Source organism: Dongia soli (assembly GCF_034044715.1).
Lineage (GTDB): Bacteria > Pseudomonadota > Alphaproteobacteria > Dongiales > Dongiaceae > Dongia_B > Dongia_B soli.
Genome location: NZ_JAXCLW010000004.1, coordinates 216,263 through 238,012 on the forward strand (window position 1 = coordinate 216,263; position 21,750 = coordinate 238,012).

General features: G+C 55.9%; 20 protein-coding genes and 1 tRNA gene. 8 read left to right on the forward strand and 13 right to left on the reverse strand.

Annotated elements, in window-relative coordinates; translation table 11 throughout:
- Positions 1-27: 27 nt before the first annotated feature.
- The 8 genes from SMD27_RS15785 to rplU all read right to left on the reverse strand — a co-directional run bounded on the left by SMD27_RS15785 (position 28) and on the right by rplU (position 6,575).
- The gene (locus SMD27_RS15785; RefSeq protein ID WP_320509371.1) at positions 28-867 is read right to left on the reverse strand and encodes a class I SAM-dependent methyltransferase; all 840 of its coding nucleotides are present in this window, start codon (positions 865-867) and stop codon (positions 28-30) included.
- A gap of 252 nt (positions 868-1,119) precedes the next feature.
- Positions 1,120-1,494 (reverse strand): ribosome silencing factor, encoded by a 375-nt coding sequence (gene rsfS, locus SMD27_RS15790; RefSeq protein ID WP_320509372.1) that lies wholly within the window; start codon positions 1,492-1,494, stop codon positions 1,120-1,122.
- Between the two features lie 105 nt (positions 1,495-1,599).
- The gene (locus tag SMD27_RS15795) at positions 1,600-2,211 is read right to left on the reverse strand and encodes a nicotinate-nucleotide adenylyltransferase (protein ID WP_320509373.1); all 612 of its coding nucleotides are present in this window, start codon (positions 2,209-2,211) and stop codon (positions 1,600-1,602) included.
- Between the two features lie 4 nt (positions 2,212-2,215).
- Entirely contained in the window at positions 2,216-3,505 is a 1,290-nt protein-coding gene (locus SMD27_RS15800) for a glutamate-5-semialdehyde dehydrogenase (protein ID WP_379989942.1), read from the reverse strand.
- A 2-nt stretch (positions 3,506-3,507) separates the two neighbouring features.
- A complete protein-coding gene (proB, locus tag SMD27_RS15805) occupies positions 3,508-4,650 on the reverse strand; it encodes a glutamate 5-kinase (protein ID WP_320509374.1) in 1,143 nt (380 codons plus the stop codon).
- A 53-nt stretch (positions 4,651-4,703) separates the two neighbouring features.
- On the reverse strand, positions 4,704-5,825 hold the full coding sequence (gene obgE / locus SMD27_RS15810; RefSeq protein WP_320509375.1) for a GTPase ObgE: 1,122 nt from the start codon (positions 5,823-5,825) through the stop codon (positions 4,704-4,706).
- 136 nt (positions 5,826-5,961) lie between these two features.
- On the reverse strand, positions 5,962-6,219 hold the full coding sequence (gene rpmA, locus SMD27_RS15815) for a 50S ribosomal protein L27 (protein ID WP_320509376.1): 258 nt from the start codon (positions 6,217-6,219) through the stop codon (positions 5,962-5,964).
- A gap of 41 nt (positions 6,220-6,260) precedes the next feature.
- On the reverse strand, positions 6,261-6,575 hold the full coding sequence (gene rplU / locus SMD27_RS15820; RefSeq protein ID WP_320509377.1) for a 50S ribosomal protein L21: 315 nt from the start codon (positions 6,573-6,575) through the stop codon (positions 6,261-6,263).
- A gap of 368 nt (positions 6,576-6,943) precedes the next feature.
- Here rplU and SMD27_RS15825 point away from each other — a divergent pair.
- Together SMD27_RS15825 and SMD27_RS15830 are read left to right on the forward strand one after the other, a co-directional pair.
- Positions 6,944-7,033, forward strand: a tRNA-Ser gene (locus tag SMD27_RS15825).
- A gap of 88 nt (positions 7,034-7,121) precedes the next feature.
- Positions 7,122-8,690: a DUF6538 domain-containing protein gene (locus SMD27_RS15830; protein WP_320509378.1), complete on the forward strand. Its 1,569-nt coding sequence runs from the start codon at positions 7,122-7,124 to the stop codon at positions 8,688-8,690.
- A gap of 101 nt (positions 8,691-8,791) precedes the next feature.
- On the opposite strand, the gene SMD27_RS15835 is transcribed toward SMD27_RS15830, so the two are convergent.
- The gene (locus tag SMD27_RS15835; RefSeq protein WP_320509379.1) at positions 8,792-10,705 is read right to left on the reverse strand and encodes a hypothetical protein; all 1,914 of its coding nucleotides are present in this window, start codon (positions 10,703-10,705) and stop codon (positions 8,792-8,794) included.
- Between the two features lie 1,255 nt (positions 10,706-11,960).
- Here SMD27_RS15835 and SMD27_RS15840 point away from each other — a divergent pair.
- Positions 11,961-12,554 (forward strand): recombinase family protein, encoded by a 594-nt coding sequence (locus SMD27_RS15840; RefSeq protein WP_320509380.1) that lies wholly within the window; start codon positions 11,961-11,963, stop codon positions 12,552-12,554.
- A gap of 40 nt (positions 12,555-12,594) precedes the next feature.
- On the opposite strand, the gene SMD27_RS15845 is transcribed toward SMD27_RS15840, so the two are convergent.
- On the reverse strand, positions 12,595-13,434 hold the full coding sequence (locus SMD27_RS15845) for a hypothetical protein (RefSeq protein WP_320509381.1): 840 nt from the start codon (positions 13,432-13,434) through the stop codon (positions 12,595-12,597).
- Positions 13,435-13,606: 172 nt separating this feature from the next.
- On the opposite strand from SMD27_RS15845, the gene SMD27_RS15850 reads away from it, so the two are divergent.
- The 5 genes from SMD27_RS15850 to SMD27_RS15870 all read left to right on the forward strand — a co-directional run bounded on the left by SMD27_RS15850 (position 13,607) and on the right by SMD27_RS15870 (position 18,061).
- A complete protein-coding gene (locus tag SMD27_RS15850; RefSeq protein ID WP_320509382.1) occupies positions 13,607-13,813 on the forward strand; it encodes a hypothetical protein in 207 nt (68 codons plus the stop codon).
- A gap of 494 nt (positions 13,814-14,307) precedes the next feature.
- Positions 14,308-14,847, forward strand: coding sequence for a hypothetical protein (locus SMD27_RS15855; RefSeq protein ID WP_320509383.1), 540 nt, complete (start codon positions 14,308-14,310; stop codon positions 14,845-14,847).
- A gap of 30 nt (positions 14,848-14,877) precedes the next feature.
- Positions 14,878-15,585, forward strand: a complete 708-nt coding sequence (locus SMD27_RS15860) for a TIGR02391 family protein (RefSeq protein WP_320509384.1) — start codon at positions 14,878-14,880, stop codon at positions 15,583-15,585.
- A complete protein-coding gene (locus SMD27_RS15865; RefSeq protein ID WP_320509385.1) occupies positions 15,582-16,694 on the forward strand; it encodes a hypothetical protein in 1,113 nt (370 codons plus the stop codon). Before SMD27_RS15860 ends, SMD27_RS15865 begins: the two co-directional genes overlap by 4 nt.
- A gap of 482 nt (positions 16,695-17,176) precedes the next feature.
- Entirely contained in the window at positions 17,177-18,061 is an 885-nt protein-coding gene (locus tag SMD27_RS15870) for a S1C family serine protease (protein WP_320509386.1), read from the forward strand.
- A gap of 76 nt (positions 18,062-18,137) precedes the next feature.
- Here the strand turns inward: SMD27_RS15870 and SMD27_RS15875 are convergent, their stop codons facing one another.
- From SMD27_RS15875 to SMD27_RS15885, 3 genes are all read right to left on the reverse strand, one after another.
- Positions 18,138-19,148: a quaternary amine ABC transporter ATP-binding protein gene (locus tag SMD27_RS15875; RefSeq protein ID WP_320509387.1), complete on the reverse strand. Its 1,011-nt coding sequence runs from the start codon at positions 19,146-19,148 to the stop codon at positions 18,138-18,140.
- Entirely contained in the window at positions 19,138-20,001 is an 864-nt protein-coding gene (locus SMD27_RS15880; protein WP_320509388.1) for an ABC transporter permease, read from the reverse strand. The genes SMD27_RS15875 and SMD27_RS15880 overlap by 11 nt, the downstream gene beginning before the upstream one ends.
- Positions 20,002-20,108: 107 nt before the next feature.
- The gene (locus tag SMD27_RS15885; RefSeq protein ID WP_320509389.1) at positions 20,109-21,113 is read right to left on the reverse strand and encodes an ABC transporter substrate-binding protein; all 1,005 of its coding nucleotides are present in this window, start codon (positions 21,111-21,113) and stop codon (positions 20,109-20,111) included.
- Between the last annotated feature and the right edge of the window lie 637 nt (positions 21,114-21,750).

Below are 21,750 nucleotides of genomic sequence, written 5' to 3' on the forward strand. Positions count from 1 at the left end.
GCTGTAAAGAGGCCCGGGTGCTCCAGCTCAAGCGCGGCGGGCGATCAGAGCCCGAGTTTCTACCACTTCCTGCAGAATACCTCCCTTGCCCCATTGGGCGAGCAGCTTGCCGAGATCCTCAGCCATCGCCGCCGTCTTTTCGCCCAGACGGGCCGAGGTGGTACTCGACCTGGAGAGGACGCGGTTGATCAGTCGGTCGATGGTCAACGGATGACGATCGAGGGCGGAGACACGATCCAACACCGGAAAAGCCGACTTCAACAAGACAACCTCATGCGGCAGCCAATCGGGTCCCTTACGGATGCGCCGTCCGCAATCCTGGCCGCTATAGCGTTCATGCAAGGCCTCGAAATCACCGAGCCAGGCATTCTCCGGCAGTGGCGGGTGCTTGTCATCGAACAGCACAACCGCGCCTCCCGGCTCGATCATCTGATCGAGCCGCCGCAGCGTTTCAACCCGGTCCATCCAGTGGAAAGCGCGCCCGATACTAACCAGGTTGAAACGACCGAGATGCGGGCCGAGATCCAGGGAGCTTCCCTGCGTGAAAGTCACATTCGATATCCCGCTCGCCTGGGCGAGTTTGCCGGCCGCCGCCAGCATCTCCGGCTCAGGATCGATCGCCGTCACCTGACGGACGAAAGGCGCCAGGGCCCGTGCGAGTTGCCCCGGCCCGCAGCCGAGATCCAAGACATGATCGGCGTCGCTCAGCCCACAAAACTGTGCCACATGGCGGATCAAGCGATCCGCATAAGGCGGACGGCCTGCCAGATAATGGGTGGCGGCCGAACGAAAACGATGCGGATCAAAAGGAACGATGGAACCGGTCTGACCGGCGGTCGGGGCGGCATCCACACGGGACAATGGCATCTTGACTCCCGGTAAGGCAGCCCGGCGCATCGCGGCGGTTATAACCAGGAAAGCAGCGCAGGCTGATATGAAGCGAAGCATCGGCATAACGCGACTGCGCATACCATGCCCAGGGCCCATAACAACAACCTTGCGGCTGCAAACAGACGCCTCTTCGAGCACCGTGCCATGCACGGGATCGATCGTCATTTTTTGGCGGTCAGATCACGCCTTGGAACGGTTCTCCCCGTGCCAGATGCGCACCCGTTCCGCTTATCCGATAGCGGTCACACGCTCCGGTTCCGGCAGGTCGGCGCCCCACATCTTTTCAAGATTGTAGAATTCGCGGACTTCTGGTCGAAACAGATGCACGACCACGTCACCGCCATCCAGCAGAACCCAATCGCCCTGAGTCATGCCTTCAATGGCGACATCCTTGATGCCAAGCTTGGTCAGCTTTTCATCAAGATGCTGCGCCATGGCCGCCAATTGGCGCGAGGAGCGCCCGGTAGCGATGACCATGTAATCGGCGATGCTGGATTTGCCACGGAGATCGATCGAGACGATGTCTTCGGCTTTATCATCGTCCAAGGATGTTGCAACGATCTTCACGAGATCGTCGATCATCATTGCAGTCGGCTGAGCCACTGCCTTTTTTGCTCGCGGAATGGTCTCTACCCTCCTTGTCGGCGCCATCGGCACGCGCCGGCTTTCCGTTACGCCCGGTTTCACCACGTACCGTCCCAAGAGTTTCTAATGCCGCCTTGCAGCGGCCCGCCTGGCTTCCGCCTGGGCGGCCTCGGCACGGATCGCAGTGGCTGAAATCGGGTTCAGCCGATGATGCATGAACATCCAAGCCGGCGCTGACGTCTCGATCAGTTCCAGACTGGCGCTTTCGCGCAATCGGAACTTAGCGAAGCGTCGGGCCGCCTTGGCGGCCAATGCCCTATAAGTATAGGTAGGACGGTCGAAAACCGCAATTGGTAGGAGATGAAATATCTGTTGCCAATTCTTCCAGTGGTCGATCTGGACTAGGTTATCTGCCCCCATAAGCCATAGAAACCGACAGTCCCGGTAGAGATCGACCAATTTGGCCAGGGTATCGGCGGTAAATCGCGTCCCCAGCCGGATCTCGATATCGGTGACCCGAATGCGCGGATGGGCCGCCTTGGCCTGGGCGGAGGCGATGCGGGTAGCCAAGGGCGCCATGCCGTCCGTCGATTTCAGCGGGTTTTGCGGGGCCACCAGCCACCAGACCTCGTCCAGCCCAAAATAGGCTAGCGCGGCGAGGCTGATATCGCGGTGCCCCTCATGCGCCGGATTGAAGGACCCGCCGAGCAGACCGATCTTGCGCCGCCGCTTCATGGCTTCAAGGCCGTACCTGCCCGTTGCCACGCACGATATATTTATAGCTGGTAAGCTGCTCGGCGCCGACCGGCCCGCGTGCATGCAGCTTGCCGGTGGAAATACCGATTTCCGCTCCCATGCCGAATTCGCCTCCATCGGCGAATTGGGTCGAGCTGTTGTGGATCACGATACCGGCATCGACTTCCCGCAGAAACAGATCTGCCGCGGCCTGGTCCTCGGTAATGATCGCCTCGGTATGATGCGAGCCGTGACGATTGATATGGGCCACCGCCTCGCGCACGCCATCTACCACCCGTACCGAAATGATGGCATCGAGATATTCGGTGTCCCAGTCGAGATCTGTCGCCGCCTTGACCCGCGCATCAGCCTGCTGGGTTTCCGCATCGCCACGCACTTCGCAACCGGCAGCGATCAGATCCCCAATGAAAACCGGAAGCAGATCGCTACGCCGCCGATCAACGAGCAATGTCTCCGTTGCACCGCAGATGCCGGTGCGCCGCATCTTCGCATTGACGACGATACGGCGCGCCTTCTCCATATCGGCCGCGCTATCGACATAGGTATGGCAAATGCCGTCGAGATGCTTCAGTACCGGAATCCGGCTTTCCGCCGCAACTCGCTCGATTAGGCCGCGCCCACCGCGGGGAATGATCAGATCTATGCTGTCCGTCATGGTCAGCATGATGCCGACTGCGGCACGATCCGTGGTCGGCAGACGCTGGATCGCCGATTCAGGCAGGCCCGCCTCACGCAGGCCTTTCTGCAGGCAATCCAGAATAGCCGCCGAGGATTGTGCACTTTCCGAGCCGCCCCGCAGGATCGCTGCATTGCCGGATTTGAGGCAGAGGCCGCCAGCATCGGCTGTGACATTCGGCCGGCTTTCGAAGATGATTCCGATGACGCCGAGAGGAACCGCCACACGGGCGATCTGCAACCCGTTGGGCCGTTGCCAGGCCGCCAATTCACGACCCACCGGATCGGGTAAATCGGCGATGTCTTCGAGCCCCTTGGCCATCGCCTCGATGCGTTTCTCATCCAGCGTCAAACGATCCAGCGAGGCGGCGCTCAGGTCACGCTGCCGGGCAGCGGACATGTCCTTCGCATTGGCAGCGAGCAATTTATGTCGATCCGCGCGCAAAGCCGACGCCATCTGCCGGAGTGCCTTATTCTTGGCCTCACTGCCGGCCAATGCCAATTGCGCGGCGGCGGCGCGCGCTGCATGTCCCAGCCGCGTCATCTTCGCCTGGAGATCGGCATGGTCGGGCGCGGTCTGTCGATTGAGAGCGGTCATGATCAACTCAATACCAGATCGTCACGATGGATCATCTCATCACGGCCACGATAGCCGAGCAAGCCGGCAATCTCACGGCTTTTATGCCCCATGATGAACTTGGCATCGCGGGCATTATAGGCGCTGAGACCACGCGCCACCTCATTGCCGGCAGCATCGGTCACAATCACCGCATCGCCACGTTCGAAACGTCCCTCGACCTGAACGACACCGGCCGGTAGCAGACTCCGCCCAGCTTTAAGGGCACCCAAAGCTCCGGCATCGACGGCGATTTTGCCCTTCGGCTTCAAGGCACCGGCGATCCAGCGCTTACGTGCCGTCTTGGGCGTGGCTGATGGCAGGAACCAGCTGCAGGTGCCGCCATTCAGCATGGCCTGTAGGGGATTCATCCGGCGTCCATTGGCAATCGCCATGCGGCAGCCAGCCGACATCGCAATCCGCGCCGCTGTGAGCTTCGTTACCATGCCACCGGAGGAATAACCCGGCGGCGCCTCGCCGGCCATCGCCTCAATCTCGGAGGTCAGCTCCGTCACTTCGGCGATGAATTTGGCATCCTTATCCTTGCGGGGATCCGCGGTATAAAGCCCGTCGATATCCGAAAGCAGGACCAGCGTATCGGCACTGATCATGGCGGCAACGCGCGCGGCAAGCCGGTCATTGTCGCCGAAACGGATCTCCGAAGTTGCGACGGTGTCGTTTTCATTGATCACCGGCACCGCTTCCATCTTCAACAAGGCATTGAGTGTCGAGCGCGCATTGAGGTGGCGGCGACGCTCTTCCGTGTCGTCAAGCGTCAAGAGGATCTGAGCGACGGTGATATCGTGGCGTGCCAGCCTTTCCTGATAAGCATGGGCAAGCCGGATCTGGCCAGTCGCGGCAGCCGCCTGTTTTTCTTCCAGACGCAAGGTAGCGCCGGAAAGGCCGAGATGACGGCGCCCGACGGCGATCGCACCGGACGAGACAAGAACGACCTCGATATTACGAGCGCGCAAAGCAGCGACATCATCGGCCAGCGCGTCCAGCCACTTGCGGCGGATGTCGCCGCTGTCGTCATCGACCAGCAAGGCGCTGCCGATCTTCACCACCAAGCGTTTGGCACTGGCGAGGCCGTTATCCCTGGCGCTTCCCCGGCGCTTGTCGCTCATGCCTCATCTCCCCTTGATTATTCACGCATCGCCGCACTGCGGCGTTATTTCATTCAGTCGTCGAAATCCTGTGGTGCTTCATCGGTAACCGATAGGATCGGTCCGTCATGCGCGGCATTGTCCTCGGCGGCATCGTCCTCATCCTTCATCGCAGCGCGATGAGCTTCGACAATTTCCATCACCTCGCGCAGCAGATCCCGCACACCCAGGCCGGTTGCGCCGGAAATCGCCCGCACCGGTTCGACGGCGTTCTTGCCCCGGCCGCGCTTCAGTTTGGCCGCTTTGGCGAGCTGCTTCTGCTTTTCCAGAATGTCTTCCGGCAGCAGCGCGTCGCATTTATTGAGCACGAGCAGTTCCGGCTTTGCCGCCAGGACCGGGCTATAGGCCTTCAATTCGGCACGAATCGTCTTATAGGCATCGACCACGTCATCCTGCGTCCCGTCGATCAGATGAATGAGAACACCACAGCGCTCGACATGGCCAAGAAAACGATGGCCCAAGCCGGCGCCGTCATGGGCGCCCTCGATCAGGCCGGGAATATCGGCAAGGACAAATTCGCGGTTATCGACATGCACCACACCCAATTGCGGATGCAACGTCGTGAAGGGATAGTCGGCGATCTTCGGCTTGGCGCGGCTGGTTGCTGCCAGCAGGGTCGACTTGCCGGCATTCGGCAGGCCGACAAGACCGCAATCGGCGATCAGCTTCAAACGCAGCCAGACCCAGCGTTCCTCGCCGGGCCAGCCCTGGCCGTGCTGGCGAGGGGCCTGGTTGGTCGCGGTTTTGTAATGGGCATTGCCGAAGCCGCCATCGCCACCGCGGCAGAGCGTGACGCGCTGGCCCGCTTTCTTCAGATCGTAGAGCACCGTCTCGCGATCCTCATCCAGGACCTGTGTACCGACCGGCACCCGCAAGGTGATGGTCTCGGCATCGGCGCCGGACCGATTCCGGCCCGAACCGTGATAGCCCCGCCGCGCCTTGAAATGCTGGGCGTAGCGGTAATCGATCAGCGTGTTGAGATTGGGCACGGCCTCGATAACGATATCGCCGCCCCGCCCGCCATTGCCGCCGTCCGGGCCGCCGAATTCAATGAACTTCTCGCGCCGGAAGCTGACGCAACCGGCACCGCCGTCGCCGCTCTTCACAAATATCTTTGCCTGGTCGAGAAATTTCATTTTCCTGTCCGCTTTCTGGTTGCGGCGATTTCAAACGAATTGGGAAATAAGAAAGGGGAATGGCCTGAAGCCATTCCCCTTCCAATCTTCCGGTCGTGAATGGCTGCGCCGATCAATCGCCGGCGCGGGAGCTCATTCAGGCCTGCGGGACCACCGAGACGAAGGTCTTGCCACCGGTCGTACGGTGGAACTCCACCTTGCCGGCAGCAGTCGCGAACAGCGTGTGGTCGCGGCCCATGCCGACATTCTTGCCCGCGTGGACCTTGGTGCCGCGCTGGCGGACGATGATGTTGCCGGCAATAACGGCTTCGTCGCCAAACTTCTTCACGCCAAGACGGCGGCCGGCGGTATCGCGACCGTTGCGGGAGCTACCGCCTGCTTTCTTATGTGCCATTGTGCTGTCTCCTTAATCCGTCAGATCGACGAGGCCCGGCCTCAGGCGACCTTGATATCCGTGATGCGCAGGACGGTCAGCTTCTGGCGATGACCATTCTTGCGGCGATAATTGTGGCGACGGTTCTTCTTGAACACGAGCACCTTGTCGGCCTGGGCCTGATCCAGCACCTTCGCGGAAACGCTGGCACCGGCGACGATCGGCGCGCCGAGCTTGGTGGTGGCATCGTCACCGATCATCAGAACCTGGTCCAGCGACACATCGGCACCGGCCTCAACGTCGAGCTTTTCGACCAGGATGACGTCGTTCTTGGCGACCTTGTACTGCTTGCCGCCGGTCTTGATCACTGCGAACATGATGTCCTGCTCTATTCTTCTTTATATCCGGCCGCCGGCCGGAACCCTTCCGGGTGGTGCAAAAAAACCCTTCCGGGTGGTTCAAAAAACTGGGGCCGCCCGCCCAAGCGCTGTCAGCGCCGATCGGAGGCGACCCATTCCAAGGGCCGGGAATATACTGTCTATCGCCCGTCTGTCAATTCGATTCCGCCACCCGGCCGCCGTGAGAAAAGCCGAAGCGGGGTATCGTCGACAAAACCCTAATGCCTTGTTTTTGTTTACATTAACCGGAGAAAAACGCAAGCGGCAGGACAATTCGGTAGCGGCCGACAGATACGTCTTGCGAGCCGGACTCCGATCCGTTAGGTTCCGGCCGCCCAACCGACTGCGGAGAGGTGCCAGAGTGGCCGATTGGGGCAGTCTCGAAAACTGTTGTACGTTTGCGCGTACCGTGGGTTCGAATCCCACCCTCTCCGCCAATCAATAGATAAGCCCCTGAAATCCAAAGATACCTAGAGAATAAGAGACTTGTAGGTGCGCCCTGGTGTACAAAAAGGGTGTCCAACAGTGTCGAATCTCATGCCTCAACCTTGGAAGCATCCCAAGCTCGGGACCTACTATTTCCGCAAGATCGTTCCCCCTCACCTACGTGAGGCCGTGGGGCGCTTGAAAGGGCGCAAGTCACTTACCGAAATCCGCATCTCTCTCAAAACCACAACCCTCCGAGAGGCGAAGCTTAAGTATCCAGAAGCCGTCGCTGAAGCGGACCGGCTATTGCTCCAGGCTGCTGACGGTCATGTACGCCTCAGCCATCAACAGATAATCGCCCTTGCAGGGCTGTGGTATAGCCGCGAGCTGAAAGCGCATGAGGCAGAGCCAGGCGATCCTGAGGCTCACGATATAGACCTCTCCCTTCTCGAATCAGCGATGGACGAAGGGGACGGCCTTAAGAAAGGCAAGGTTGCGAAAATCATAGCCGAAGACGTTGACAGCATCCTTAAGCAGGAGAGCTTGCTAATTGATGGGGCAAGCCGCGCTGACCTTGAAGAACGGATATTTTGGAACAAGGTCGCGCTTCTCAACACACTCAAACGGTACGCCGATGGCGACTATCGGCCAGATCCAAAGCTCAAAACATTTCCTCAATGGACCGGAGCCGGTAAGGACCCACCCAAGGTTCCTGTTACAGGACCGAAGGTTTCCTCGCTTTATGCCTTGATGTCCAAGGAGCGGCGTCATGCAGAGAAAACAGTTTACTCCTGGACGCGCATTCTCGCGAAGCTAACGGACTATGTTGGGACCGAGGACGCGAAAAAAATAACAGACATAGACATCATCGGTTGGAAGGACTCTTTGGTTGCTTCCAACCTCGGCCCTAAGACAATCGCCGACCGCTTAGTTGTCGTGAAAAGCTTTTTCCGATGGGCCAAAGCGAATAAGCACGTGGAATCGAACCCAGCCTTAGATGTCGAATACAAACCGAAACACGACCCGTCGAAGGGTAAACGCCCATATACCGACGCAGAGGCGCGGCTGATTTTACAGGCAGCACGGGACCAAAGGGAGGCGCATAAGCGGTGGGTGCCCTGGATCGCCGCTTTCACTGGCGCACGTATCGATGAGATATGTGGAGCGATGGTTAGCGATGTGTTGCTGGAAGACGGCATTCATGTCCTACGCATCGACCCTGCCTATAGAGAGGTCGGGGCCAGCGTGAAGAATCCCGGCTCAGTCAGAACCGTACCCCTTCACTCTGCGATCATCGCCGAGGGCTTGCTTGATTATGTGAAGACGCTCCCGAAAGATGGCCCCCTATTCCCCAAGGTAAAGCCAGATAGATTCGGAAAGCGCGGCGGCAACGGCTCCAAGACTATCGGTAGGTGGATTCGTGAAAAGCTTGGTATCACCGATCCCCTCATTCAGCCAAACCACGCTTGGCGGCACCGTCTGGCCGATGAATGTCGTAAGCTTGAAATATCGCGCGAAGTTCGCTTTGCAATTGACGGGCACAAGCTTGCTGATGTTGGTGATCAATACGGTCTTGGCGTCCCTCTGAAAGTCATGGCTGAGGCAGTAGCCAAGCTCCCAAACCCTCTGGCGGCAGAGGAAGCGTTGTCCACAGAAACCCCGCAATGATTCTCAGGAGTTCCAGAAACCCCTATAGCCGCTCCTGGGGCAATTGCCGAGTAGTGGTCCAAGGGGTTTCTGGGCTGTCCTATAGGGTGTCCCCCTAGTCATTAATGGGTGGGTGTCTGAGATAATCTAAAGCCGTGCGGCTTGGTGCTCTCCGTGATTCCCGCCATCGCCAACGCTTCGATAAACGCTTGGTTTTTTCTTATCTTCCTGAAATCGGATTTGTCGTAGTTCACCGACTTACCCGCTTCGCCGAATGTCACAAGTGGGCGACACTCAACTTTCAGTCTGGCATAGATAAACTCAAAAGCAGTCTTTGCCTTTCCTTTGAGGGGCACGGCAGAGACATCGCCAGATTTCAAGGGTGGTTTCCAGTCCCTTACAGTGGCCCTCGGAAAGATGGTTTCCAGGGATGCAGGGATGCCGCTGCTAGGATGAGCGATAACGAATGCCTTGCTAGGAGGGCATACGCCATCGACACAACCCCTTACTCGACCACGGCATAGAGCTTGAAGAATGTCGTGAGAATGTTCCCCCAGCTCAATTTTATCCTTATCTGCCTTCGATAACGCGCCATCGCTGGATGGGTGTTTCGCAGCAGCCATTCCAAGAGATTCAATGACAGAGGATGCATAGAACAGGGTTCCCGCAAGGATGACATTGGGAATGTCCTTGAAAGTATTGACGGCAAAATGCTGCCCCCAGGTCAGAAATTTGAGCCGATCAGCATTAACTGCGGGATGTGCTTTCAACTCTTTCGGTAGATTGATACCTACCGAATGGGGGAGATGGTGAATGATTAGCCAATCCCTGTCGGGGTCGGTCGCAATCATTGCCCTTATTCCCTCGACAAGCTTGCGTGGATTCGTTTTCCAACCGCTTTTACTTCCAGATTGCCTCCACACATCGACCGTTAGGTTGTCGTATCGTTTATGGCCCGTAGGTAACTCTTCCAAACCCTTACGGCGGTTCTTCCAGAATTCATATGTGGTTCTAACTCGGCCCGAAGCATCTAAGATCAATAGCGGAGCTAAATCATCTGGGAGGAAATTCTGATGGTCAATGAACAGGTTGGTTTTCCCTTCCCGCCGTACACCCACTTTGCGCCCAGACAAAAACCAAAGCGATTGAATTGTCTCGGCGCGATGGTCCCAAAGAGTACGCAAGACACCCTTTGCTGTCAGGTCGCTAATGCCGTGCTTCTCTACGAAATCCGGCACCTCGTAAAGTTCTCCATCAGATAGCTCCCGTAGGTTGTCGCAGATATTCTCTAGGTCGGCAGTAAGCGCAGGATATCGTTTATGCAAGAGCTCTAGGAGTGCCAGAATGGATCGGCGCTCAATCACGATATTCCGACCGGGCACCAAGCTTTCATCCCATACCCTTACCTGCCTAGGCTTCCCGCGATAGAAGAAAGCGGAGCAATCCGCAAACTTGCTTCCGCGAAGGGTCGCATTCTCAAGTCTTTGTTGGGTGGTAAACAAAATTTGGGCATCATTTACCCTGTCCGATCCAAGGCCAGCCTTATTCAATTCCATATCGCTGGTCAGGACGGAAAAAGAACAAGGGGAGAAGCCCCCTTCCCCGACCAAATTCTTGATTTCATCAAGTCGGGACAGGAAGACGACAATCCCGACATTCGGATATTTCGGCGCTAAGTCATACTCTTTGGCGGTGACCACTTCCTTGATGGTCTGGATAAGGGTCTGGGTCTTCCCGATACCGGGATCAAGCGACGACAAATAGTAATGGGGCAGACAGGTGCCATCTGCCATAGCCTCCATAGTTCCGGCAATGGCGGATAATGCCTTCCATTGATCTGGGCTAGGTTTGTGACCGTAGCTGTGGAAAGCCCCCTGAAGGCGCGTAAGTGCCCGATGGCGGATACCATCGCCGCAATAGGTTAGCGGCAATGATGGGGGAAGATCATCGTAAGAGGGAAAACCACCTTTAGAAGGTTTTTCCCCCACATAAGCGGTTTGTCCCGGTCCCGACAGGGACATGGCTGGGTCGGTCATGATTATTCCTTGAGTTTCGTGGGAATTAAATGGGGGAAGATTGCTCTAAGAGAGAGGACCACCTTTAGAAGGTTTTTCCCCCTGGCAGGTCCTAGTAACGTGGGTCAGCCTGGGCAAATAGAATGGATGGCCGTCTATGGCCGGTGGGGATGGTTCTCTGGAGTCCTGACAGTCCCTTAGGGCTTATCCCTGGCAAGCCCCCAGGCAGAGCCAAAGCCCGCCAGAGGCTTTCCTGGGGTCACTGAGGACCGATATCAGAGTGAGGCCACTGGCCGTGGTGCAACTCCTCATCCTCCTCTTCCGCCAGCAGCCTATCCAGTTCCCCTAGTCCTGCCAGACGCTTCTCCCGTTGTTCCCGGTGCCAGGCTGAGTTGTGAGCGAGGCTAACGGCCCAATATTCCTTGTCCGACCCCTTACCCGGCTTGAGATGCATGTTGTCTAAGCGGAGGTTTAAGGGATTACGGTCAATGTATCGGACGCCTTGGCCTGTCCTGGCTTCCATAATGAGACGCCCGACGCACAATCCCGATTCCCGCCCATGCCGCAGCCGGACATGTCCCGATTTAGTAACGCTCCAATTGACCGTCAGCCTAAGCCAGAGAAGCCGCTCAAAAGTTTCGCGGAACAGCTTGGCGGGTTGGTCGGAATTGGCGACAGGGACAAGCACGATGTTTCTGCCGTCACGATCAATTGCGGGCGTAGGTCGTCTAATAACTCGCGGTCTCTTTCCATGTGTAGCCATGTAGATTCTCCATGTTGTGAGATTGGTGAAAAATTACCCCATCGAAGACTGACGCAGCGCAAATGCCAGCGCAGGGCGAATGCAGCCAGGCAGCCGCTTAGAGCGCCCTTGGGATGCCCCTAGGCCGCTCTAGGAGCCGCATCAGCCTTCTCGGGTGTATTGGGAGGACAGCCAGTCTGCCCTTCACTGGTGCAACTAAATTCGCCCCCCCTTGGCTGGGTATTCTTAGGTGGGGAAAATTAGCCGTAGTTCGGCGCGGGTATTCTTAGGTGGAACCTAATTACTAGCGGCCCCCCTCGTGCATTCTTAGGTGCAACTAAATTCGTCACTGGTCCGCCTGAGTATTCTTAGGTGCAGGGAAATTCCCCCTATACCGAAAACCCCTCAGAAATCACGCCAGCCAAGCCCAGCTTTTCCGCCCCTTCTGGCCTTGCAATATTTCTATACGAAATACACTTGATTTCCGTATACCAAATTCCAATCTTCCCCTCAGTCAAACCAGGGGGACAAGCCATGACCACCAAGAAACGTGTAGCCATCTATCTCCGGGTCTCGACCGATGGGCAGACGGCCGAGAACCAAAGGCTAGAACTTGAGCGCGTCGCCGAGCTATCCGGCTGGGAGTTGGTCGGGGTTTATGAGGATCATGGTATCAGCGGTGCCAAAGGTCGGGACCAACGCCCCGCCTTTGACCGTCTGATGAAAGACGCAGCCCGCCGCAAGTTCAACATGATCGCCGCCTGGGGCCTCGACCGCCTGGGCCGCTCTATGCAGCACCTGGTCGGCTTCCTAGGTGAAGTCCAGGCCCTCGGTGTTGACCTCTATCTCCACCAGCAAGCCCTAGACACCTCAACCCCGATGGGGCGCTGTGTCTTCCATGTTGCCGGTGCCTTTGCCGAGTTCGAGCGGGAGATGATCCGGGAACGCGTCAAAGCTGGTCTCAGCCGCGCCAAGGCCAAGGGCAAGCAGCTCGGTAGGAAGACTGTAGGTGCCGATAAAGAGGAACTGGTGAAGTCCCTCCTGGGTCAGGGGAAGGGTATCCTGAAAGTGGCCAAGGAAGCTGGCGTCGGTGTCTCAGTGGTCCAGCGGATCAAAGCCTTAGCATAGATGTGAATTCAAAGAGATTCACAGCCTCGGGCCGAGACGATTACCCAGGGTCCACTGAAGCGTCCGGCATTTTCATCCAGTCCGAATAGAGGCTTGGGTCTGGCAACAGAGCCTTTCTTTCAGCGTTTGTGAAAGCCGTCTTCTCTATCCTAGGAGCCTTACTACCGTACACTTTTGCAAGGCGTTTTCCGTGCTTTTCTAGGTCCTCCCCCAGTAGATGACTGAAGAATATGCAGTCGTCTGTGTGGCTGTATATGGCACTCACAGTTTCCGAGTAGGTCATATCAACGTGGCCATCTTTGTTAGGAAGTCCAAAATAAAGCGGCACCAGTTCATTGATGGGGATGGGTGCTCTCCGCTTGCACTCATCTATGATCCTGTTTCGCCGTTCGATTGCGCCTATAACAGAGTCAATGGTTTGCGAAAGCACAGCGACTATGCTCAGAGGTCGGCCAACCAGAGAGAGCTTTTCAAAAAGCAAATTCCTCAAAACGTCGATGGGAACCTGAACGACGGGAAGACTCTGAAAGTCAGCCTGAAAATAAAATGCTTCTTCGGGAGCGACCGCTCCTTGCTTTCTGGCTTGCTTGAAAATTTCGAGTTCTTTTCGTTGTGCGTCGAGATTTTCCTTAAGCCCTTTGACGTGCTGGCTCTTCAGCGCGCAAAAGGTATTGGTTATGCTACAAGCAACCACAATCGCCGCGTTGGTGTTACGGATTTCCTCTAACAGGCGCTTCTTTCGCCCGGCCCTCTCTACAATCGCCTGTGCCCCATATGCACCCGCAAATGCGCCTACGAGTGCTGTAAAGAAATTAGAATTGGACAGATTCCAAAGCCAATTTAATGTGGCTGCCGCAACTCCCCAAATATCTTCTAACATATGCTCTCTAAATCTTATTGGCCGAAGAATTCATAGTAGCAGCGCGACGCCCCAAATCTACCCTCGACAATACTTAACTTGTATCCGCCTCATCTCAGTAGAGGCTGGACGGTGGGTAGCCTAATAGCCATCTAACTGATACCGCTTCCTGGCTATGACGGAGCAGACAACGATGAGCGACACACCTCATGGCCCGCATGACGAGGATGGATTTCCCCTGTTTCCTCCCTGCCCCGGCTACCACGGCCTGACCAAGCCCGAGCTGAGGCAAATCATCGCCCGCTTAGAGCAGCTTTTGGAAGACCCGCATGTCTGGAAGGAGGGTGCCGCCCGCGCGGAGTTCGACGTGATCACGGGCAAGCATTTCATCTGTAGCTGAGTGATGCGGGAAAAGGAGCAGGTTGCTCCAACTCCTCCCCCGCTGCCTATTAGGTTTCCCGAGGCCGGGCCTACGGGGAAACTTCGCCGCCAACTTAATTGAAGGCTCTCTCAGATTTTTTGTCATTTTTTGCCTTTGTCCCCAGCTCATTGGCAAAAGCTTTCAAACCGCTCTCCCTTTACCTGCTTCCAAGTCTCCCCCCGGCTACCGTATCCCTTCATCCAATGGAGCCGCCCGACATAGGGAGCCTGAAAGGTCACCTCATCTCCCGCCAAAGCGATGATAAAGGCGTTCCCAATGCGAAAGGCGAAGCGGCTAAAGCCTACCGACACGGTAATCATTCAATCCACCTGATGTTTTTGCTCATGCCCCCAATGGGCGGTGACAAGGTGAGTCGGGCGAGTCAGAATTACTAGTCTTGTTTGTATGATTTTAGGTGGCTAGAATCATTGCACGGGGATGTAACCACATGTGCAAAAGATCTGGGGACAGGGATGATGGGGACGAGAAAGCTGGCTACAGCCGCAGCGATACTTTTAAGCTGTACCAGCACGAGCCTCGCCGAAGGAACTCCACCTATTGAGTTTCTAGCCGCCACGAAGGCGACGGCAATGGACGTTTGTCTTTCAAACATGAACGCCTTGTTCCGTGAATCGCTTCCGAGTTTCGGCATCGTAGCGGGGGTGAAAGATAGCTTTGCCCGTGCCATCTTCATCCCGGAGCAAAAGCAGATACTGATATTCGCGGGCTTCAAAGCGACCGATGATAAGCACAAAAATAGAGTAGCCGCCGAGGTCTTAGCTAAGTCCTTAATCGAGATGCACCTACCTGGAGCGATACCCGGCAAGGTCTATGAGACCCTTTGCACTCCGGCTGGACACAGCTTTGATGAGTTAGGCGGATTCACTGATCATATCAGAGTGAACGTGACAGTGCCCGAGACGCGCAGCGATGATCCCAAGCCGCATCTCATCTTGTGTGACGGCACAGTATCAGAAGACAAAGTGAGTTGTTCAACTTTCGAACCATCGTAACGCATAGCGTTTGCGAATCGAGGAATTCCTATGGCAATTGACCGGACAGCTCTCAAAGGTGCTTATGCGCGACTAAAGGGCCTTGAGAGAGCAGGACCTTTCTCAGGAACTATCCCAATAGAGCTGGGACATGACTATGACGGCATCGTGCGGCAGCTTACGACAATTCTCGCTCCCGAAGACTTGTCTAGCTTTTCCCTGCCCGCAACTGCTTATTCCGGCAATAGAGCAAGTGGCAGTACTTGGTGCATTTCCAAGATATTTGAAGCCAAACTAATGCAGTTGGTGAGCTATCTAGAGCACGTTCACCACGTCAGTAAGGAAATTATCGAGGTTGGGACACTCTACAACTCTATACGGGATGAGACGCTAAGGAACCGGTGCGCTGACTTGCTTTCTGCTCCAGGGAGCTTTGATCGTGTAATCAACCAAGCGACTCAAGTGCTGGAAGATAGAATCCGTATCAAGTCCGATAATCAGGAAGGCCTGTCAGGCACACAGCTTGTCAACAAGGTCTTGGTGTCCGATGTCGCGAAAACTGTTCTCAAGGTGAGTGCCGACCCAGACGAACACCGAGGTTTCTGCGATATCATGAGGGGTATGATGGGAGCATTTAGAAACCCGACACATCATCATATCAGTGAGGAGTTTTCCCGAGAGGATGCGCTCAAGGTTTGCGCCTTCGTAGATAACTTGCTTCGGATTGTTGATAAGGCGGAACTTCAAAAGAGAGCATGACCGTGTGGGGAAGAGACTGGCACACGTATATGGTCAAAGCTCGATTCATGGAGAAGCCAAGCGAAGGAATTCTTTGGCCAGAGATGGAAAGTGAGGTCATTGCCGCTTATAGAGGAAGCGTGCTGACGAACTGGGAAGCGCACATTTATAGATTACCTAATCCAATTCTTTTGAAAACTGCTTTTCCCGATATCCAGACGATCAAGCGTGGAGAGAAGCACTGTCGAGTCTATCCACCGTTTCAGCTCAATGGGACCGCTGAAGCAGGTGCGATTTTCCAAGGTGTCCATATCCCGGAGGGAGATAACACGGTCTCTTCCTATCAGCCCGTTCCTTCGTCAGCAGTAAAAGGAGTTGTTGTCGAACCTAGGTCGGATGAAGGAGAGTTATACTGTCAAGGAATTCGGCTTGATATCGAGGCCGACTTCCCAGAAGACGTTGTTTTGAAAGAAATTGTCGATCAAATCACACAATATACTCATCAGTGGTGGTTGCGGTCAGCCCAAGCTCCATTTCGCGGTCCATTCCAACTTGGAGGATCGATCAACAAGAATTATCGATTGCTCAGCGAGCTGAAATATCGTGGCGCTGGCGACGTAGAGAGTACGTGGTACGGAGCGAGGCAAACCCAACAACTTATGGGTATCGAGCGCCCTTTAACCTCTAGCTTATGGCTTCTCTGTTTACATAACGTACAGAGTCGAATTCCCGCTGATAATGGGCTGCTCGCCTTTGCTGATGCGCTCGGACATTACATGGCTAGGGAAGATGAACGATGTATTCTGGACTTAGCAATCTGCTTTGAAATTCTTGCCAACAAGCGTCAAATGATTGCTGGCGAGAAAGCTGAATCAAAAAATAAGAATCTATTGAAAAAGACCGACCTAGTAGACGGCCGTATCGCTAATATCATTGCAAAGCTGATCATTGATCGAGATCACGTTTCGCACGGACGGCCACCTTATATTTTAGGTAGTAGTGACGAAATCAGTATTGAGACTTATCTCGATGCCATGAGAGTAGTCGTTAATAAATATTTGTCCTTAGTCCAGCCGGGTGAATGGCCAAAGCTGGCAGCAATGAGGCTGGAAAGCACCAGACGGAGATAAGTCTCAATCCACTTTCCTATCCCACTACGCGTTCCATTTTTCGAAGTCCTTACATGCGTAGCTGTTCAGCTTATGTCCATTAGCTCTGGGTTGTTTTACTATCCAAACTAGGTGTACAAACCCCTCCAGGCGCACTTATAAAAATGCAGGAAATCTGCGGCTTTCGGCGGCTTAGGGGACTTTCCCACCCTCTCCGCCATCTCCCTTTCTCACCCTTCATCCCTGCCAACTCCTTGAAATCGTGGAACTTGTCGTAGCAGCCGAGGGCGCGACGCGAGCGACTCCGGCAAATTGCAAGCTTCGGACACGCCTTCGAGCCCTCGCTGCCGTTCGCATGGCAGGCATTCTTTGGCCGAAGCCATGTAGCACGACCCGCCGGCCGGCCCCTACTTGTAGGCCAAAGCGCAGCGACCTATTTCAATGACATGCCTTATGACTCAGCACTTCCCTCCGATGACGCTTTAGATCCCTACTCCGCCCGCGTGACACAGGCTTTCGAGGCGGTCGGCCCGGCGGTCGTGCATATTCTCGCGGAGGGTCCGCGCGGCGGCACTGGTTCGGGCGTCCTTTACGCACCGGACGGTTATCTGATGACGAATAGCCATGTCGTCTCGGGGGCTGCGCACATCTCAGCGAAACTCACGGATGGCAGGCAGTTTTCGGCGGCTCTGATCGGCAATGATTCGGCAACCGACCTGGCCGTCTTGCGTCTGGAAGGAGACCAGTTTCCGTACGCCCAACTCGGCAGCTCGGCGAATTTGCGCGTTGGCCAGCTGGTCGTCGCGATCGGCAATCCGCTGGGATTTCAGGCGACCGTCACGGCAGGGATCGTCAGTGCGCTCGGCAGGACCTTGCGATCGCCCGCGGGGAGACTGATTGAGAGCGTCATTCAGACCGATGCGGCCCTCAATCCCGGCAATTCGGGCGGCGCGCTGGTCGATGGGTCGGGCCGTGTCGTCGGCATCAACACGGCGATGATCGGCCAGGCTCAGGGTCTTTGCTTTGCCATCGGCATCGATACGGCGATCGACGTCACGATGCGGCTGATGCGCGACGGTCGCGTCAAGCGCGCCGTATTGGGTTTCGCCGGGCAGACGATCATGCTCGATGCCAGGTTGAGCCGAGGACTACATCGGATCAATCCGACTGCCGTGCAGATCGTTGAGGTGATTGCCGGCGGCCCGGTCGATCGCGCCGGATTACAGAAGGGTGATGTGATTCTGGCCGTGGATGATCAAACGATCCATTCGATCGACGACCTACACCGCTATTTGACGGCAGAGGTCGTGGGCAGATCGTTGGTGGTGACGGTCATGAACAAGAACGGATTGCAGCGCGTGACTGTGACACCGGAGGCCGACGGATAACGTGGCCCCGCACTGTTTCCAGGTGCCAGCTACCGGTTGCCGCTGCTCGCAGACATTTCTTCTCGTTCGACCGGTTCTACCATTGGCGAACGATCGCACCGAGCTCCACGGAGCCAACGATCTCGCCACGATCATCCGTTACCAAAGCTTGACTGAGATTTCGTTCGGTCAAAGCTTTAGCGGCACTCTCTAACGTGTCATCCTGGGAAATGCTGAAACCGGCGGTCGAGCCATTAGGCGGAGCCATGATCGCTCGTACGGAGACCACGCGGCTTCGATTCACTTCCTTGACGAACCGCGCGATGTAGTCATCCGCCGGATGCAGGACAATTTCTTGCCCGGTACCTTGTTGAATGATCTTGCCATCGCGCAAAATGGCGATCTTGTCACCGAGGCGCAGCGCCTCGTCCAAGTCATGGGTAATAAAGACAACGGTCTTCTTTAGCTCCTGCTGCAGTTCAAGAAGGACCGTCTGCATGTCGACGCGGATGAGCGGATCAAGAGCTGAGTAGGCTTCATCCATCAGCAGGATATCGGCATCATTTGCCAATGCGCGGGCAAGGCCGACGCGCTGCTGCATGCCGCCCGACAGCTGATTTGGATAGTACGTCTCGTATCCTTTGAGACCAACTCTTTCAATCCAGTAACGCCCTCGTTTCTCGCGTTCCTTCGGCGCGATATTTTGGATTTTCAGGCCGTAGATGACGTTATCCAGGACAGTGCGATGCGGAAGCAGTGCGAATTTCTGGAAGACCATCGCTGTTTTGTGGCGACGGAAATCACGCAGGCTTCGCTCGGACATCTTGCAGATATCGGTACCGTCATAAAAGATCTCCCCCGATGTCGGCTCGATGAGTCGGTTGATGTGCCGTATCAGGGTTGATTTTCCCGAACCGGAAAGCCCCATGATAACGGTAATGGCGCTGCCGGGTATGGTGATATTGATATCCTGAAGGCCGAGAACGTGCCCATACTTTTCGTTGAGCTCCGATTTGCTCATCCCCTGACGAACTGTCTCGACAAAATCCCGGCCTCTCGAGCCAAAGATTTTATACAGATTCCGGATTTCGATCGAGCTAGTTGCCATGGGTCACTTCTAGATGCTTCTGCAGGCGTTTGCCGTAGGCTTGACTGACGCGATCAAAGATCGCGGCAATACCGACGATGGCAAGTCCATTAAAAACGCCCAACGTGAAATACTGGTTGGCGATCGCTTTCAAAACCGGCTGCCCAAGCCCCTGAACGCCAATCATCGCCGCGATCACCACCATGGACAAACACATCATGATGGTTTGGTTTATACCGGCCATGATCGTGGGCAAGGCGAGAGGCATCTGGACGTTTACGAGGCGTTGCCAAGCCGACGAGCCGAATGCATCAGCGGCCTCGAGCACGTCTTTATCGACCAGGCGAATTCCCAGGTCCGTTAGCCGAATGACCGGTGGGATAGCGTAAATTACAACGGCAATCAGGCCGGGTACGCGGCCGATTCCAAGTAACATCACCACCGGTATGAGATAGACGAAGCTCGGCATGGTCTGCATAACGTCCAAAATGGGATTGATCGTGGCGCGTAACCGGTCCCAGCGCGCCATCGCGATGCCAATGGGAATGCCGAACGCGATGGCAAGGACGGTACAGACGAAGATCATCGAGATGGTCTTCATCGTGTCTTCCCACATGCCGAAATATCCGAGCGCCAGGAGCGTCAAGACGCAGCCGATCACGATCTTCCAGCTACGGCTTGCCAACCAGGCGATAACCGCGACCAGCAACAGGATGATCGGCCAAGGCGTTTGCGTCATGAATCGCTCAGCCGAGATCAAGAAGGACTGAAGCGGGCTGAAGAAGGCCTCGATTGGATCACCATATGTCCGCGTAAACGCGCGAAAACCTTCGTCGATGGCTTTCTTCAGATCCCGCAGCGTATCGTCGTTCATATGAGGGAAATTGGTGAGCCAATCCATGGCCGATGCCTCGTATGGAGCAGATAAAGATAGATGCCGGGTGCGCTCAAAAGCGCACCCGGCCCATCAGACTTTCGTTATTAGAGAGCCGCCTTGATCTTCGTCGCGGCTTCCGGCGATACCCACTTGGTCCACAGATCCGGATTTTCCTTGAGGAAGTGCTTGGCGCCATCCTCGCCGGTAGCCTGGTTATCCGTCATCCAGGCCATGAGCTTATTCACCGTCTCATTCGACCAAGACCGCTTATTCAGATAGGCCATCACATCGGCGCCGGCGCGATCGGCGAACTTCTTCGTAACGAGGGTTTGCACGGTGTCTTTCGGCCAGTCATTGGGTTTGGGATCGGCGCAATCAGCAACGGTGTTGCACCGTTTCCATTCCGCTTCGTTGAAGGGCACCCCGTGGCCCAGCTTTACCATGGCATATTTGCCGAGCAAGGCGGTCGGCGACCAATAATAGCCGACCCAGCCCTGCTTGCGCTCATAGGCTTTCGCGATCGATCCGTCGAGCCCGGCGGCAGAGCCGGTATCGATCAAATCAAAGCCTGCTTTCTCGGCGTCGTAGGCCTTGTATAGCTGGCCGGTCACGACCGTGCCACCCCAGCCTTGCGGACCATTATAGACAGCGCCTTTATCCGGGTTTTCCGGATCCGGGAAAAGCTCTGGATGCTTCAGGACATCCTGGATCGTCTTCAAATCCGGATGTGCATCAGCGATGTACTGGGGAATCCACCATCCCTGCACGGCACCATCGGAAAGCGCCACAGCGGCACCGACCAGCTTACCTTCGCTGATGCCGCGGCTCACCACCTCCGGCAGAAGCGACACCCAGCCTTCAGGCGCGACATCCGGCTCCCCCTTCTCCACCATCGACGTGATCGTGGGCACGGTGTCGCCCTGGATGATATTGGCGTTGCAGCCATATCCTTTTTCCAGAATGAGCTTATCCAAGCTGGCGAGTACCTCCGCGCTTTGCCAGTTCATGCTGGCAATCGTCACGTCACCACAGCTATCAGCTGCCAGAGCAACTTGAGAAAAGCCAGAAAGGCCCAAGATGAAGCTGCTAGCTATCAGAAAATGTCTCATTTCACTCCCCTTTTTCAGTGACACTCTGTTCCATTCGATGCGGTTCGACGACGTCCCTTAAGTTACGGCTGGCGGCCCGGCCCCGCGCAAACCTTGCCCGGCGTTCTACCGGCTTGAGGTTTGCCGTCGCAAAGGACCATGGTGAATCTAAAGGACCATGGTGAATCTATTGACCTATTCGGGTAACCAGGGGGAGAGACAAATGGTTTCCGGCGCGGCGCTGGGTGATATTGCGGCCCCGTCGAATGTCGCCGCGAGCCGCAGCAACCGTATGATTCTGCGCTGAACCCATTCCAATTGGCTAGAGACGGCCTTTTCCAAGCAATTGCGTTCCGATCTGAAAAGGCTGGCCCGGGACTTATTGCGACTAAACGCGTGCACGTAACCAAGTTCAGAAATCTCATAGCGGCTGTCGCCAACTCGAAAATTTTCGAGTCCCCCAAAACATCCTCCTTACCGAGGCAACGCTTTGAATTTGCGCCTCTTTTTCTCGAAACACGCTAACTGCGTTCTCTTTGCACTGTCAATAATCAGATATCCTAATCAGGGCTTTTTTTATAAAGCCCTAGGTCTCTCTCATGGTCGGGAATGCCATTACTCACTGATTACTCGGACGTTCCCGCTATAGGCGTGAATT

What these genes read in the sequence shown, in the direction of transcription:
- SMD27_RS15885 (WP_320509389.1), bottom strand. Translation starts at nt 21,113, where the DNA reads ATGAGACATTTTCTGATAGCTAGCAGCTTCATCTTGGGCCTTTCTGGC.
- SMD27_RS15880 (WP_320509388.1), bottom strand. Translation starts at nt 20,001, where the DNA reads ATGAACGACGATACGCTGCGGGATCTGAAGAAAGCCATCGACGAAGGT.
- SMD27_RS15860 (WP_320509384.1), top strand. Translation starts at nt 14,878, where the DNA reads ATGGCAATTGACCGGACAGCTCTCAAAGGTGCTTATGCGCGACTAAAG.
- proB (WP_320509374.1), bottom strand. Translation starts at nt 4,650, where the DNA reads ATGAGCGACAAGCGCCGGGGAAGCGCCAGGGATAACGGCCTCGCCAGT.
- SMD27_RS15785 (WP_320509371.1), bottom strand. Translation starts at nt 867, where the DNA reads ATGCCATTGTCCCGTGTGGATGCCGCCCCGACCGCCGGTCAGACCGGT.
- SMD27_RS15865 (WP_320509385.1), top strand. Translation starts at nt 15,582, where the DNA reads ATGACCGTGTGGGGAAGAGACTGGCACACGTATATGGTCAAAGCTCGA.
- SMD27_RS15835 (WP_320509379.1), bottom strand. Translation starts at nt 10,705, where the DNA reads ATGACCGACCCAGCCATGTCCCTGTCGGGACCGGGACAAACCGCTTAT.
- SMD27_RS15800 (WP_379989942.1), bottom strand. Translation starts at nt 3,505, where the DNA reads ATGACCGCTCTCAATCGACAGACCGCGCCCGACCATGCCGATCTCCAG.
- SMD27_RS15845 (WP_320509381.1), bottom strand. Translation starts at nt 13,434, where the DNA reads ATGTTAGAAGATATTTGGGGAGTTGCGGCAGCCACATTAAATTGGCTT.
- SMD27_RS15855 (WP_320509383.1), top strand. Translation starts at nt 14,308, where the DNA reads ATGATGGGGACGAGAAAGCTGGCTACAGCCGCAGCGATACTTTTAAGC.
- obgE (WP_320509375.1), bottom strand. Translation starts at nt 5,825, where the DNA reads ATGAAATTTCTCGACCAGGCAAAGATATTTGTGAAGAGCGGCGACGGC.
- SMD27_RS15840 (WP_320509380.1), top strand. Translation starts at nt 11,961, where the DNA reads ATGACCACCAAGAAACGTGTAGCCATCTATCTCCGGGTCTCGACCGAT.
- SMD27_RS15850 (WP_320509382.1), top strand. Translation starts at nt 13,607, where the DNA reads ATGAGCGACACACCTCATGGCCCGCATGACGAGGATGGATTTCCCCTG.
- rpmA (WP_320509376.1), bottom strand. Translation starts at nt 6,219, where the DNA reads ATGGCACATAAGAAAGCAGGCGGTAGCTCCCGCAACGGTCGCGATACC.
- rplU (WP_320509377.1), bottom strand. Translation starts at nt 6,575, where the DNA reads ATGTTCGCAGTGATCAAGACCGGCGGCAAGCAGTACAAGGTCGCCAAG.
- SMD27_RS15875 (WP_320509387.1), bottom strand. Translation starts at nt 19,148, where the DNA reads ATGGCAACTAGCTCGATCGAAATCCGGAATCTGTATAAAATCTTTGGC.
- SMD27_RS15795 (WP_320509373.1), bottom strand. Translation starts at nt 2,211, where the DNA reads ATGAAGCGGCGGCGCAAGATCGGTCTGCTCGGCGGGTCCTTCAATCCG.